This window comes from Agromyces bracchium (genome assembly GCF_009709675.1).
Classification (GTDB): domain Bacteria; phylum Actinomycetota; class Actinomycetes; order Actinomycetales; family Microbacteriaceae; genus Agromyces; species Agromyces bracchium.
In genome coordinates this window covers 279,213-293,087 of sequence record NZ_WMLB01000017.1, presented here as the reverse complement: position 1 = coordinate 293,087, position 13,875 = coordinate 279,213, and the positions used below count along the sequence as shown (strand labels likewise).

Genomic DNA, 13,875 nt, shown 5'->3' with positions numbered 1-13,875 from the left:
TGCCGTAGAGCTGCGACGCCTGCGCGGGCAGGCGCGAGGCGAGGTCGGTGTAGCCGAGGATGACCACGCCGTTCGGGGTGACCGTGCGCTCGCCCGCGACCGAGCCCTCGACGTTGCCGCCCTGGCCCGCGGCCATGTCGACGATGACGCTGCCGGGCTTCATGCTCGCGACATCCGCCGCCGTGATCAGCCGCGGCGCCGCGCGGCCCGGGATCAGCGCCGTCGTGATGATGATGTCGACGTCGCGCGCCTGCTCGGAGTAGATCTCGGCCGCACGCTTGTCGTACGCCTCGCTCGTCGCCTTCGCGTAGCCGTCGGTCGACTGCTCGACCGCGACCTCGACCTTGAGGTACTCGCCGCCGATCGACTTGACCTGGTCGGCGACCTCGGGCCGCGGGTCGGTCGCTCGCACGATCGCGCCGAGGCTGGATGCCGCGCCGATCGCCGCGAGCCCGGCGACGCCGGCACCGGCGACGAGCACCTTCGCGGGCGGGACCTTGCCCGCCGCGGTCACCTGGCCCGTGAAGAAGCGGCCGAACTCGTGCGCGGCCTCGACGACGGCGCGGTACCCGGAGATGTTCGCCATCGAGCTCAGCACGTCCATCGACTGCGCGCGCGAGATGCGCGGCACCGCGTCGAGCGCGAGCGCCGTGACCCCCTGCGCCGCGAGCGCCTCGATGAGGTCGGGCCGGAGCGCCGGACTGAGCAGCCCGATGAGCGTCGTCCCGGGCGAGAGCGCCGCGATCTCGTCGGGCGTGGGCTGGTTCACCTTGAGCACGATGTCGCTCGCGAACGCGGCCTCGCGCGTCACGAGTCCCGCGCCCGCGATGTCGTACGCCTCGTCGGGGAACGACGAGTCTGCTCCCGCGCCCGTCTCGACGACGACCTCGTAGCCCAGGCCGATCAACTGCTTCACGGTCGCCGGCGTGGCGGCGACCCGGGTCTCCGAGCCCTGCTCGGTGACGACGCCGATGCGCGTCATGCGTACTCCCTCTCATCGCTCGACCGTCAGTCGATGCGATGCGGCACCTCGTGGACGGGTCCGTGCGAGCCCGTCGTCCGGTGGGGGCCGGAGCGGCGACGGTGCTGCACGCGATCACTTTAGGTCCCCGGATGCCGGTGACTCCATGTTTCACGGTCCGTGACCGGGAAAGACCGGGCATTCTTTCGCGAATCGGAAAGTGCCGGGTCGCTCACGCCCGGGTCGCTCGCGCCCGGCTCGACGCGCACGGGCGAACCGGCTCAGGCGAACTCGGCCCGGAAGAGGTGCATCGAGTCGGACACGCCCTTGAGCTCCGCCGGGCCGACGTCGCGGAAGACGATCCCCTCCTCGTCGCCGGCCTCGGCGACCGCCTCGGTCACGAGTACCTCGCCGGGCCTCGCGTAGTCGGCGATCCGCGACGCGAGGTTCACGGTCTGGCCGAAGTAGTCGCCCTGCTGGAACAGGACCGGTCCGGTGTGCAGTCCGACGTGGGCCGGCGGGAGCCCGGCCGTCGTCAGCTCGTCGACCATCTCGAGCCCGGCCCGGACGGCGGGACCCGGATCCCGGAAGTGGAACATCACGCCGTCGCCGAGCCACTTGATGGGCTTCCCGCCATGGCGGACCGATCCGCGCTGGACGAGACGTGCGAGGGTGGCGGCGAGGTCGGCGGCGGCCTCGTCGCCGCGTTCCTGGGTGAGCCGCGTGTAGCCGGTGATGTCGAAGAAGCAGATCGCGGGCGGCCGCTCGAGGTGACTGTGGATGCCGGCTCTCGCCATGAGCACCTCGAACCCCTCGATGATGTTCGAGGTCCACGCCCGCGCCTGCTGCGCGTGGTAGAGCCCGAGCATCGCCTGCTCGGCGAGGGGGCTGCTGCGATCCGCGAGGTCCGGGTTTCCGATCTCGTCGACCGAGCGTCCGGCTGCCATCGAGGGCTCGATCACCTCGGACTGCCACCACGCGCCTTCGGCCTCCGCCATGCGGCGCGTGCTGTCCCCTTGGACCCGCAGCAGGCGCTCGATCGATTCCGGCCGGAATCCCTCGGCGACCTGCATCTCGAGGAACGGCACGACCGCCATCTCGTCCTCCCGCACCAGGTCGTCGGGTGACGGCAGCGGTGATCCGATCGCCTCGCGGATGGTCGTCAGGAGGTCGAGCGGCACCCCGGTGCGTGCGCTGACCTGCTGGAAGGTCTCGCCGCTGAGCGGAGCGAACCGTTCGTAGGCCTCCGCGTCGAAGAAGCCGAGTGAGAGCGCGCCGTGCTCGATCGCGGCGGCCAGTCGCTCGAGCGGGATCGCGGCATCCTCGAGCGAGCGCGCCATGATCATGCGACGCACGTCGCCCGCCGAGAAGCGCGATCGTTCCGGCACGACGATGCCGAGTTCGACCAGGCGATCGACGTAGGCAACGTCGACCCCGGCGCGCTCGGCCGCCTCCTCGCGTGAGAACCCGCTCACGCCCGTCAGCCTACGCCCGGAACCGATCGGGGCGTTCGGATTCCGTGCGACGCGTTCTACTATCGACCGAGTGCCCGTGGCATCCGCTCGGGCCATCGAGGGTCGGAGGATCGACGTGGACCGAGCGAAGCCGACCGCGCCGGCCGGATCGCAGACCCTCAGCCGCGGCATCCGCGTGCTCGAGGTGCTCGCCGACGCCGACCGGAACCTGACGATCGACGAGGTCGCCGCGGCGCTCGGCGTGCACCGCTCGGTCGCCTACCGACTCGTCCGTACGCTCGAGGAGCACACGCTCGTCACGCGCGACGCCGCGGGTCGGCTCGCCCTCGGCACCGGGCTCGCCGCCCTCGCCGCGGGCGTCGCCCGCGACCTGCAGCAGGTGGCGCTCCCCGAGCTCACGGAAGTCGCGAACGAGCTCGGCATGACCTGCCTCATCGCGGTGCTCGCCGACAACGAGGAAGCGGTCACGCTGCTGAGCGCTGCGCCGCGCCAGACGATGACGGTCGTCTCGTACCGCCCGGGGCACCGCCACCCGATCACGCGCGGCGGTCCGGGCAAGGCGATCCTGCTCGCCATGCCCGAGAGCTCGTGGCCGGTCGAGGTGCCCGACGCGCTGCGCGTCGAGATCGCCGAGAGCCGGGCGCGCGGGTACGCGCTGAGCCACGACGAGGTCGTGCCCTCGCTGCGCTCGGTCGCGGTGCCGCTCACGCTGCCCGGGCAGCCGCCGGCCGCCATCGCGGTGATCCACGTCTCGATGCCGCGGCCCGAGGCCGAGATCGCTGCGCGACTCACCGCCGCGGCGCGTGCGGTGTCCCGCAGCTACGGGGCCTGAGCGCGCCGCGAGCGGCCGGGCGGCGTCGGCCGACGTGCGGCCTGCCGGCGTGCGGCCTGCCGGCCGTCAGCGACTGACGAGGTCGCCCTCGACGGCCGCGTCGGACGAGGCATTCGCCACCGCCCGCTGCGGCAGCAGGTGCTGCTCGAAGAACGCCGCGAGCTCGTCGGTCGCCGTCAGGGGCAGGATGCAGGCGACGTACTGGTCGGGACGCACCACCACGACGGCGCCGTCGCGCGAGATGCCCCGCTCGTCGAAGATGTCGGTCGGGCACCACGCGCTCGGCCCGGCCGCGAACACCTTCTCCCAGTCCATGAGCGCGAGCGGCCCGGTCCTCGGCCGGAACACCTCGGGCGCGGCCATGATGTCGACGCCCTCGTGCGGCTGCTGGTAGATCACCTTCAGGTCGAACACGGCGTCGACGTCGACCCCGTCCGGCGTGAACCGCGCCAGAGGAGCGTCGGGCGACGACATCCACTCGGCCCAGTCGCCGAGGGCGGATGCCTCGCCGGCGGCGGGCGCGTCGGCGAACGCGTAGATCCGCCACCGCCCGTCGGCCCTCGCGTGGTGACCCAGGTGCACGACGTTCCCGTCGCACACGAGCGACACGGGCGACGACTTGAAGCGCATGCCGATCGGGAAGCCGGTGGCGAGCGACTGGTGCGTCGCGTCGCCGGTGATCATGGACGGACCGTAGTGCGTCATGAACCCCGACGGGAACTCGGCGGTGCCGAGGTAGTGCTTGGCCAGTTCCTGCGGGTCCGAGATCTCCTCCGGCTTGCGCGCCATGAGCGAGGACCACTCGCGGTCGAAGTCGATCAGCTGCTGCGCGACCGGCTGCCGTTCCGACGAGTAGGTCGCGAGCAGGGCGGCGGGCGCCCGGCCGGTGACGACCGAGCCGAGCTTCCACCCGAGGTTGAACCCGTCCTGCATCGAGACGTTCATGCCCTGCCCGGCCTTCGCGCTGTGCGTGTGGCACGCGTCACCGGTGAGGAACACGCGCGGAGCGGCATCCGCCCCCTCTTCGCGGTCGTCGAAGTGGTCGGTGACCCGATGCCCGACCTCGTAGACGCTGAACCATGCGACGTCGCGCACGTCGAGCGTGTACGGGTTCAGGATGTCGTTCGCCTTGGCGATGATCGTCTCGATCGGCGTCTTGCGCACCTCGTGGGTGTCGTCGGCCACCTCGCCGAGGTCGATGTACATGCGGCAGAGGTACCCGCCCTCGCGGGGGATGTGCAGGATGTTGCCCGCGGCGGAGTTGATCGCGCACTTCGTGCGCCAGTCGGGGAAGTCGGTGTTCACGACCACGTCCATGACGCCCCACGCGTGCGCCGAGATGCCGCCGACGTGCTTGCGGCCGATCGCCTCGCGGACTCCGCTGCGGGCGCCGTCGCTGCCCACGACGTACTTGGCGCGCACCGTCCGCTCCTCGCCCTCGCGCTCGCCGGCCGTGTAGCGCACGCGCACCTCGACCGGGTACTCGCCCGCGGAACCGGAGCCCTCGTCGTGCACGGTGAGTCCGGTGAACTCGACGCCGTAGTCGGGCACGATCCGCCCCGGCCCGTTGGCGGCGGCTTCGGCGAAGTAGTCGAGCACGCGCGCCTGGTTGACGATGAGGTGCGGGAACTCGCTGATCTTGTATCCATAGTCCTCGGTGCGGGAGGTCCGGATGATCTTCGTCGGGTCGGCCGGGTCGGGGCCCCAGAAGTTCATGTAGCCGATGTTGTAGGCCTCGGCGATGATGCGCTCGGCGAACCCGAACGCCTGGAACGTCTCGACGCTGCGCGGCTGGATGCCGTCGGCCTGGCCGAGCACGAGTCGCCCGTCACGGCGTTCGATGACGCGGGTGACGACATCGGAGTACTGCGAGAGCTGCGCGCCGAGCAGCATGCCGGCCGGGCCCGAGCCGACGACGAGCACGTCGACCTCGTCGGGCAGCTCCTCGGGGCGGTCGATGCCGACGCCGGCGGCGGGCTTGACCCGGGGATCGCCGGACACGTAGCCGTGGTGGTGGAACTGCACGTGGTGCTCCTCACGTCGTCGTGGTGCAAGTCGGTGCGTTCGATAATTGAATGTAGCTTTCGATTATCGCGCGGGGACATGGTAGGCCGCGATCCGGCGGGACACAAGCGCGCCATCCAGGACGGGCTCTGGATGCCGCGGGGCCGGTGCGTTAGCGTCGCGTTCATGTCGCTCGCCGAATCCTCCCGCCCGCGCTCCGACGCCGACGCCGACGGCTTCTGGTCGGACGTCGACCGTCACCTCGTCCGCTACGGTGCGCGCTTCACGCCCGAGATCATCGTGCGCGCCGAGGGGAGCTGGGTCGAGACCGAGGGCGGGCGGCGGCTGCTCGACTTCACGTCCGGCCAGATGAGCTCGATCCTCGGTCACGCGCACCCCGAGATCGTGGCGACCGTGCAACGGCAGGTGGCGACGCTGGACCACCTGTTCAGCGGCATGCTGTCGCGGCCGGTCGTGGACCTCGCGCATCGCCTCGCCGACTCGCTGCCTGACCCGCTCGAGAAGGTGCTGCTGCTCACCACCGGCGCCGAGTCGAACGAGGCGGCGATCCGGATGGCGAAGCTCGTCACCGGCCGGCACGAGATCGTCTCGTTCGCCGGGTCGTGGCACGGCATGACCGCGGCCGCGGCCGGCGCGACCTACAGCTCGGGACGGAAGGGGTACGGGCCGACCGCGCCCGGGAACTTCGCCATCCCCACGCCCAACGCCTACCGGCCCGACTTCACGACGCCCGACGGCGCGTTCGATTGGCGGAAGCAGCTCGACCACGCCTTCGCGCTCGTCGACGCCCAGTCGGTCGGCAGCCTCGCGGCGTGCATCGTCGAGCCCATCCTGAGCTCCGGCGGCATCATCGAGCCGCCGCCCGGGTACCTCGCGGCGCTGCAGCAGAAGTGCCGCGAGCGGGGGATGCTCCTGATCCTCGACGAGGCGCAGACCGGCATGTGCCGCACCGGCACCTGGTACGCCTTCGAGCGCGACGGCGTCGTGCCCGACATCCTCACCCTGTCGAAGACCCTCGGGGCCGGACTCCCGCTCGCGGCCGTCGTCACGAGCGCCGAGATCGAGGAGGAGGCCGCCGACCGGGGCTTCCTGTTCTTCACCACCCACGTGTCCGACCCGCTCGTGGCGGCCGTGGGCAACACCGTGCTCGACGTGCTCGAGCGCGACCGGATGGACGAGCGGGCGCGCATGCTCGGCGACCGCCTGCGGGCGGGGCTGCTCGAGCTGCAGGACCAGCATGCGGTCGTCGGCGACGTGCGCGGGCGCGGGCTCCTGCAGGGCGTCGAGCTCGTGCTCGACCGAGAGACCAAGGAAGGGTCCGACGAGCTCGGCGCCGGGGTCACGCGGCGCTGCCTCGAACTCGGCCTGCACATGAACGTGGTGCAGTTGCGCGGCATGGGCGGCACCTTCCGCATCGCGCCGCCGCTCACCTCGAGCGAGGAGGAGATCGACCTGGGCGTCGAGATCCTGGACCGCGCGATCGGGGAGGTCTCGCGCGAGCTGCTCGGCTGAGCACGGCGGAGACCGAAGGGCGACAGGAACATGGACGCATCGGAGGAGACCGACGTCGTGGTCGTCGGCGCCGGCCTCGCCGGCCTGCGCTGCGCGACGCGCATCGCGGAGTCCGGCCTCGGCGTCACGGTGTTGGAGGCCGCCGACGTGGTCGGCGGTCGACAGCGGACGGACGAGGTCGACGGCTTCCGGCTCGACCGCGGCTTCCAGGTGCTGAACCCCGCGTACCCGGGGGTCCGCCGCTGGGTCGACGTCGACGCGCTCGACCTGCAGAGGTTCCCGGTCGGCGTGGAAGTGCGCCGCGTCGGGCGGGCGGATGTCGCGGTGCTCGCGCACCCGCTACGACACCCCGGCATGCTCCCGGCGACGCTCCGGAGCGGCCTGGCGGCACCCCGCGACGTCGCCGCCCTCGTGCGCTGGCTCGCGCCCGCGATCGTGCGCCCGCGTTCGGTCATCGCCGGACCCGACCGCACGCTGGCCGAGGCGTGGGACCGCGTCGGACTCCGCGGACCACTCCGCGCCGAGGTCCTCGAACCCTTCCTCGCCGGCGTCCTCGCCGACGACCGCGGCGACACCTCCGACGCGTTCGTGCGCCTGCTCATGCGCATGTTCGCGCTCGGGCGCCCGGGCCTGCCCGCCGCGGGCATCGGTGCGCTTCCGGCACAGCTCGCCGACGTCGCGCGCGCCGCCGGCGTGCAGGTGCGCACGGACGCGGAGGTGGTCCGGGTGCTGAGCGGCGGACCGGCGACCGGCCGCGGGCGCGTCAGGGTCGAACTCGCGGGCGGCGGCGGCGTCGAGGCATCCGCCGTGGTGGTCGCCGTCGGACCGGAGGCGCTGACCGGTCTCGTCGACGTGCCCGCACCGCCGACGCGCGGCCTGCAGACGTGGTGGTTCGCCGCCGACGAGCCGCCCACGCCGTCCGCGATGCTGGCGGTCGACGGTCGGCGCAACGGCCCGATCGTGAACGCGGTCGTGCTCTCGCACACCGTGCCGGGCTCGGCGCCGGCCGGCGTGCACCTGATCTCGGCGACGAACCTCCTGCCCGCCGCCGCGCGCAGCGACCCCGGTGCGGCGCCCACCGAGGCGGACGTCCGCCGCCATCTCGGCGAGATCTGGGCGACGGACGCCTCGGCCTGGCGGCTGCTCCGGCGCGACGACCTGCACGACGCCCTCCCGGCGCAGCTCCCGCCGCTCAGCATCCGGCGTCCCGCACGGATCGGCGGCGGCCGCTACACCGCGGGCGATCATCGGGACACCGCGTCGATCCAGGGCGCGCTCGTCTCGGGCGACCGCGTCGGTCGCGCGGTCGTGCGCGACCTCGGCGTGGCGACGACGCACGGCGACGTCGCCTGACCACGCGAGCCGGGAACGCCACGGCGGCGCCGACCCGCACGGTCCCCCGCACCCGTCGGCGCCGCCATCGGCGCGGATCCTGCGTCACATGGGCAGGAGCACGCCGTCGATCAGGTAGACGGTCGCGTTCGCCGTCTGCACGCCGCCGCAGATCACGTTCGCGTCGCCGACCACGAGGTCGTCGCCCGAACCGGTCACCTCGACGGTGCCGCCCTGGACGGTCGTCTGGGTGCCCACGACCTCGTCGGGCGAGAGCTGCCCCGGAACGACGTGGTACGTCAGGATCGAGGTGAGCGTCTCGGAGTCGGTCTTCAGCGACTCGATCGTGGCCGCATCGATCTCGGCGAACGCATCGTCGACCGGCGCGAACACGGTGAACTCGTCGCCGTTCAGCGTGTCGACGAGGTCGACGTCGGGGTTCAGGCCGCCCGAGACCGCCGCCACGAGCGTGGTCAGCAGCGGGTTGTTCGATGCCGCGACGGCGACCGGGTCCTCGGACATCCCGGACACCGAGCCCGGACCGTCCGGCACCGCCTCGGCGTAGTCGGCGCACCCCGGCCCGACCAGGTCGGCGGCCGGGTCGGCCTCCATCGGCTCGGCCTCCTCGCTCGTCGTCGGCTCGTCGGACATCGAGTCGGACGACTCCTCGGTGCCGCCGCTGCTGCAGGCGGTCAGGCCCAGCGCGAGGACGGCCGTGATCGAGAGCGCCGTCCCGGCGGAACGGATGCTGCGCATGGATCGCATGGATCTCCCCTTTCGGTTCGTCGGCCCCGGCGGGCCGACACGTGGGGTTCGGCGTGCTCACCGATGCGGTTTGCCCCCGATTCCGATCGCTCGAAACCCGGACGCCGTTCCGATCCCTGCTCGTGATCCTGCTAGCGCGCAGTCTGCCGGTGCATGCCCTCCGCCGCCTCGAGCACCGGCAGCGCCCTCTCGATCATCTCCATCGTGGCCGTCAGCGAGATTCGCCAATGCGCCGGCTGGTCGAAGAGCGTGCCTGGCATGACGAACACGCCCTGCTCGGCGAGCGCCCGGCAGAACGTCGCGGCATCGCCACCCGGAGCACGCCCCCAGAGGTAGAAGGTGCCCTCGGGCTTCGTCAGCGTGTACCCGGCGGAATGCAGCGCATCGAACATCCGGTCGCGCTTGCGCGTGAGCTCGGCGACGTCGATCGACACGGACTCGAGCGCGGGCACCGAGTACTGCATCAGCGCATCGGGGAAACCCCACCCGATCGCGAGCTGCACCGGGTTGCACGCCTCGCGCAGCGCGCTGCGCTCGGCAGGCTCGAGCAGCGGCGAGATGGCGAGGTATCCGAGCCGCTGCCCGGGCGCCAGCAGCACCTTGCCGTAGCTGTAGTCGATGAGCGTCCACGGATACGAGCCCGCCGGGCTCGCGAAGCCGATTCCGTCGAAGCGGATGCGTCGGTACGGCTCGTCCGACAGCAGCCAGATGCGCCGGCCGTGGCGACGGGATGCCTCGTCGAGCACCTCTGCGAGCGCATCCCACGTCTCCTTCGGGTACACGCGCCCGGTCGGGTTCGCCGGCGAGTTCACGATCACGAGGCGCGTGCGCGGCGTGATCGCCCGGGCGATCTCACCGACGTCGAGGCTGAAGTCGACGGGCGCGAGCGGGGCGCCGACGGGGACGAGGTTCGCGGCATGCAGCATCGGCGCGTAGCAGAACCACCCCGGCACCGGGATGACGACCTCGTCGCCGACATCCGCCAGCAGGGCGAACGCGAGTGAGATCGCACCGAACGCGCCCTGCGTCATGGCGATGTCGGCCGGCTCGAAGTCCAGGCCGAGCTCACTCCGCAGGCCGGACGCCACGACCTCCTGCGCCGACCTTTCGCTCGTCTTGTAGGCGTACCAGTCGACCGACCTCGGTTCGAGCTGTTCCTGCATGGCCGAGACGAGCCCCGGCAGCGCCATCTCGTGCGGGTTGCCGAACGTGAAGTCGAGCGCATCGGGGTCGTTCCCGCGCTCCTGTGCCTCCGCGAGGAACGACGACACCGTCATGATCGCGTCCTTCGCCTGAGTCGCCCGCGTTGACAGCACCATCTCGACCGCCCTCCGGCTGTTGCACGTCAGGATCGGTGCCAAGCATCCCAACGACCACCCGCGCCGTCAACGGCTGTTCACCGCGCGCATCTGGCCGCAGCGGGTGAACCGGCGTACGGTCGGCTCACATGGGCAAGCTCATCGAGAACCTGGCGGAATCGGTCCCGTCGTGGGGCGCACGCGTGGCCTACGGCGAGAAGACCACGGTCGACGGACAGGAGGCGGTGCCCGTCGCGTTCGTCGTGTTCGGCTTCGGCGCCGGCGAAGGATCCGGCGACATGCCGGAGGGCGGCAAGGCGCTCGCCGGTCACGGCGAGGGCAGCGGCGGCGGCGGGGGCGGGTTCGCCGTGCCGATCGGCGCGTACATCAACGGACCCGACGGCCTCCGGTTCCGCCCGAACACGATCGCGCTCGCGGTGGCCGCCGTGCCGCTCGTCTCGGCGATCGGCGGCGCGCTCGCGCTGATCGTCGGCGCCTCGCGGTTCCGCGGCATGCGCTGAGCCGGAGTCCGCGGCCGGTCCCGCGGTCCCGCGGTCAACGGGCGCCGTGGCGCGTGATCACGTCGCCTCCGGCTCGGATGCCTCGTCCGGGCGTGCCGTGTCCGCCGGTGCCTCGTCGGCGGGTGCCTCGTCGACGGTCCCTTCACCAGGCCGATCCGCCATCCGCGCGTACACGAGCTGGCCGAGCACGAACGCGGCCTCGAACAGGTGCACCACGAGCGCCGTCGTGTAGAACGCCCGCGCCAGGTCCTCGACCACGCCGAGCACCGCCAGCAGCAACGGCACCTGGATCGCGACCTCGAGGACGCCCCAGAACACCGCGGTGAGGCCGGGGCTCCGGCGTGCCTGGGTGCGCGCGGAGCGGCGATTCTCGGGCCGGCGCAGCGCCAGCGCCATCACGACCCACACGAGCACGAGGAACAGCCCGCTGCTCACCCGCCACAGCACGGGCGCGTCGAGCCCGTATGCCGAGAGGGCGACCGGGAGGAGGGCGGCGACGATCACCACGAGGCCGATCGTCACGACTGCGCGTACCTGCGCCAGTTGCGACGGGGCGATCTCGTCCCGTCCGGTCACGCTGATGAGCGCCGCGAAGCCCACGAACACCCCGGCGATCTCGGCGATCCCCACGAACAGCGCCGCGTCGCTCATCCCCGCCTGCTCCGCGTGCTCCGCTGGCTCCGTCGACACGTGTCCACGCGGGCACGGTACTGCCGCGGCGGGCGCGCGGCAACGCGCACACGCCTGCGCGTCGCATCCGTGCCGGAGCTCGGTCCTGGTCGCGAGCGCGCGGCCCGTCGGGGACGGGCCGCGCGCAGTGGGGGCAGCCGGGTTACACCTGCACCATGTCGGCGAAGCGCGAGAAGTGGCCGTGGAAGGCCACGGTCACGGTGCGGGTGGGGCCATTGCGGTGCTTGGCGACGATGAGGTCGGCCTCTCCCGCGCGCGGGCTGTCGCGCTCGTAGGCCGATTCGCGGTGGAGGAGGATCACCATGTCGGCGTCCTGTTCGATCGAGCCCGATTCGCGGAGGTCGGAGAGTGCGGGCATCTTGTCGGCACGCTGCTCGGGACCGCGGTTCAGCTGCGACAGCGCGAGCACCGGGACCTGGAGCTCCTTCGCGAGCAGCTTCAGCGCACGCGAGAACTCCGACACCTCTTGCTGGCGGCTCTCGACGCGCTTGCCGCTCGTCATGAGCTGGAGGTAGTCGATGACGACCATCTTGAGGCCCACGCGCTGCTTGAGCCGCCGGCACTTCGCGCGGATCTCGACGAGCGTCATGTTGGGGGAGTCGTCGATGTAGAGCGGCGCGTCGTTGATGCGGCCGCGCGTCGAGGCGATCGTGGTCCAGTCGCGCGTGTCGACGGTGCCCTTGCGCATGTTCTGCAGGGGCACGGATGCCTCGGCCGAGAGCAGTCGCATCGCGATCTCGCTGCGCCCCATCTCGAGCGAGAAGAAGATCGTGGGCAGGTCGTGCGTGATCGCGGCCGACCGCGCGAAGTCGAGCGCGAGCGTCGACTTGCCCATCGCGGGTCGCGCGGCGACGATGATCATCTGCCCGGGGTGGAAGCCGTTCGTGAGGTCGTCGAGGTCGGCGAAGCCGGTCGGCACGCCGGTCATCTTGCCGTCGGTGTGCTTCGCGGCCTCGATCTCGTCGATCGCGGTGCCGATGGCATCCGTCAGCGGGACGTAGTCCTCGCTCTCGACCGAGCCCGTCACCGAGTAGATCTCGGCCTGGGCGTTGTTGACGAGCTCGACGACCTCGCCCTCACCGGCGTAGCCCATCTGCACGATGCGCGTGCCGGCTTCGACGAGCCGGCGGAGGAGCGCCCGCTCGGCGACGATCGCCGCGTAGTACCCGGCGTTCGCGGCCGTGGGAACGAGGCTGGTCAGCGTGTGGAGGTACTCGACCCCGCCGGCCCGCTGCAGCTCGCCGGACTTGGTGAGCTCGTCGGTGACCGCGATCACGTCGGTCGGCTCGCCGTGCGAGTAGAGGGCGAGGATCGCGTTGAAGACGACCTCGTGCTTCGGCACGTAGAAGTCGATGCCGCGGAGCGTCTCGATGACGTCGGCGACCGCGTCCTTCGAGAGCATCATGCCGCCGAGCGCGCTCTGCTCGGCGAGGAGGTCGTGCGGAGGGGTGCGCTCGCCGCGGCGGGCGTCGGACTCGTCGACCGGTTCGGCGATCCCGATATGCGCGATCGACACTTCCTACCTCCGCTCGCCCGCCGGGCATGTTCCATCGCCCCGCGACCAGTCTCGCCGGACCCCCCGACACCTCGTCGAACGGCGTTGGCGGGGCCCGTTCACGGCGTCATTCCGAAGGAGACTGACTCACCATAAGGAAGGGGTTCCCACAGCACAAGCCAGCCTGTGGATAACTCTGTGGACGACGTGGGCGAAACGCCGTCGAACGTGTGCACAAACCCTGTGGAGAACTGTGGAAATGTGGTGAATGACATGGCGTGAATTCGCACCTGATCGGGTATTTCATGAATCTACACCTGTGGGGGGAAAATTCTTCCGTTTCCCAACCGACGCCGCGCCGGTCCTGTGTACAAACCTGAGGACAGCACCCCAAAGTGCGGACTTGCGGCGGCCCTCTCCACGGGTGTAGTGCGGCCGACGCACCCCGCACACGACGACGCGGCGGGGGCCTCAGCCCACCGCCGCGTCGTACGCTGCGTCGGAAGCGATTACTTCGCCGCGACCACCTGGAGGGTGATCGTCGCGGTGACCTCGTCGCGCAGCTTGACGGTGACCTCGTGGTCGCCGACCGACTTCACCGGAGCGGTGAACTCGACCTTGCGCTTGTCGATCTCGCCGAGACCGGCGTCGGCGACGGCCGCCGCGACATCCGCCGGCTTGACCGAGCCGAAGAGGCGACCGCCGAGGCCGGCCTTGACGCTCAGGCGCACCTTGGTGGACTCGAGCTTGGCCTTGAGGGCCTGCGCGTCCTCCAGCGAGTGCAGCTCGCGCGCGGCGCGCGCGGCCTTGATCTGGTCGACCTGCTTCTGGCCGCCACGGGTCCACGGGGTCGCGAAGCCCTGGGGGACGAGGTAGTTGCGGGCGTACCCGTTCTTGACCTCGACCACGTCGCCGGCCTCGCCGAGACCGGAGACCTCGTGCGTGAGGATGATCTTTGCCATTTCCGTG

12 protein-coding genes are annotated in these 13,875 nt (G+C 71.4%); 4 read left to right on the top strand and 8 right to left on the bottom strand.

Translation table 11 applies throughout. From position 1 onward, the window contains the following. Together GJ743_RS06775 and GJ743_RS20150 are read right to left on the bottom strand one after the other, a co-directional pair. On the bottom strand, window positions 1-982 hold a 982-nt coding region (locus tag GJ743_RS06775; protein ID WP_155051105.1), incomplete at its 3' end, for a Re/Si-specific NAD(P)(+) transhydrogenase subunit alpha. A 260-nt stretch (window positions 983-1,242) separates the two neighbouring features. Beyond that, window positions 1,243-2,436 (bottom strand): adenylate/guanylate cyclase domain-containing protein, encoded by a 1,194-nt coding sequence (locus GJ743_RS20150; protein ID WP_196216938.1) that lies wholly within the window; start codon window positions 2,434-2,436, stop codon window positions 1,243-1,245. A gap of 115 nt (window positions 2,437-2,551) precedes the next feature. On the opposite strand from GJ743_RS20150, the gene GJ743_RS06765 reads away from it, so the two are divergent. Next, window positions 2,552-3,268: an IclR family transcriptional regulator gene (locus GJ743_RS06765; RefSeq protein WP_328288877.1), complete on the top strand. Its 717-nt coding sequence runs from the start codon at window positions 2,552-2,554 to the stop codon at window positions 3,266-3,268. A 66-nt stretch (window positions 3,269-3,334) separates the two neighbouring features. Here the strand turns inward: GJ743_RS06765 and GJ743_RS06760 are convergent, their stop codons facing one another. Continuing rightward, window positions 3,335-5,293, bottom strand: a complete 1,959-nt coding sequence (locus GJ743_RS06760) for an FAD-dependent monooxygenase (protein ID WP_328288876.1) — start codon at window positions 5,291-5,293, stop codon at window positions 3,335-3,337. Window positions 5,294-5,458: 165 nt separating this feature from the next. Between GJ743_RS06760 and GJ743_RS06755 the strand changes: the two genes are divergently transcribed. Beyond that, window positions 5,459-6,805 carry an aspartate aminotransferase family protein gene (locus GJ743_RS06755; protein ID WP_155051103.1) on the top strand — a complete coding sequence of 449 codons (1,347 nt, stop codon included), beginning with the start codon at window positions 5,459-5,461 and terminating at the stop codon, window positions 6,803-6,805. 30 nt (window positions 6,806-6,835) lie between these two features. Continuing rightward, window positions 6,836-8,158 carry an FAD-dependent oxidoreductase gene (locus tag GJ743_RS06750; RefSeq protein WP_155051102.1) on the top strand — a complete coding sequence of 441 codons (1,323 nt, stop codon included), beginning with the start codon at window positions 6,836-6,838 and terminating at the stop codon, window positions 8,156-8,158. Window positions 8,159-8,242: 84 nt separating this feature from the next. On the opposite strand, the gene GJ743_RS06745 is transcribed toward GJ743_RS06750, so the two are convergent. Both GJ743_RS06745 and GJ743_RS06740 read right to left on the bottom strand, forming a co-directional pair. Then, window positions 8,243-8,902, bottom strand: coding sequence for a fasciclin domain-containing protein (locus tag GJ743_RS06745; protein ID WP_376861992.1), 660 nt, complete (start codon window positions 8,900-8,902; stop codon window positions 8,243-8,245). Between the two features lie 131 nt (window positions 8,903-9,033). Next, window positions 9,034-10,179 (bottom strand): aminotransferase class I/II-fold pyridoxal phosphate-dependent enzyme, encoded by a 1,146-nt coding sequence (locus GJ743_RS06740; RefSeq protein WP_230386561.1) that lies wholly within the window; start codon window positions 10,177-10,179, stop codon window positions 9,034-9,036. A 170-nt stretch (window positions 10,180-10,349) separates the two neighbouring features. Here GJ743_RS06740 and GJ743_RS06735 point away from each other — a divergent pair, with 170 nt between their 5' ends. Beyond that, on the top strand, window positions 10,350-10,721 hold the full coding sequence (locus GJ743_RS06735; RefSeq protein WP_155051100.1) for a hypothetical protein: 372 nt from the start codon (window positions 10,350-10,352) through the stop codon (window positions 10,719-10,721). A gap of 57 nt (window positions 10,722-10,778) precedes the next feature. Here GJ743_RS06735 and GJ743_RS06730 read toward each other — a convergent pair whose 3' ends face one another. The 3 genes from GJ743_RS06730 to rplI form a co-directional block, all read right to left on the bottom strand. Beyond that, the gene (locus tag GJ743_RS06730; RefSeq protein ID WP_155051099.1) at window positions 10,779-11,372 is read right to left on the bottom strand and encodes a hypothetical protein; all 594 of its coding nucleotides are present in this window, start codon (window positions 11,370-11,372) and stop codon (window positions 10,779-10,781) included. 181 nt (window positions 11,373-11,553) lie between these two features. Then, entirely contained in the window at window positions 11,554-12,927 is a 1,374-nt protein-coding gene (dnaB, locus tag GJ743_RS06725) for a replicative DNA helicase (RefSeq protein ID WP_328288875.1), read from the bottom strand. Between the two features lie 488 nt (window positions 12,928-13,415). Further along, the gene (gene rplI / locus GJ743_RS06720; RefSeq protein WP_155051098.1) at window positions 13,416-13,868 is read right to left on the bottom strand and encodes a 50S ribosomal protein L9; all 453 of its coding nucleotides are present in this window, start codon (window positions 13,866-13,868) and stop codon (window positions 13,416-13,418) included. Between the last annotated feature and the right edge of the window lie 7 nt (window positions 13,869-13,875).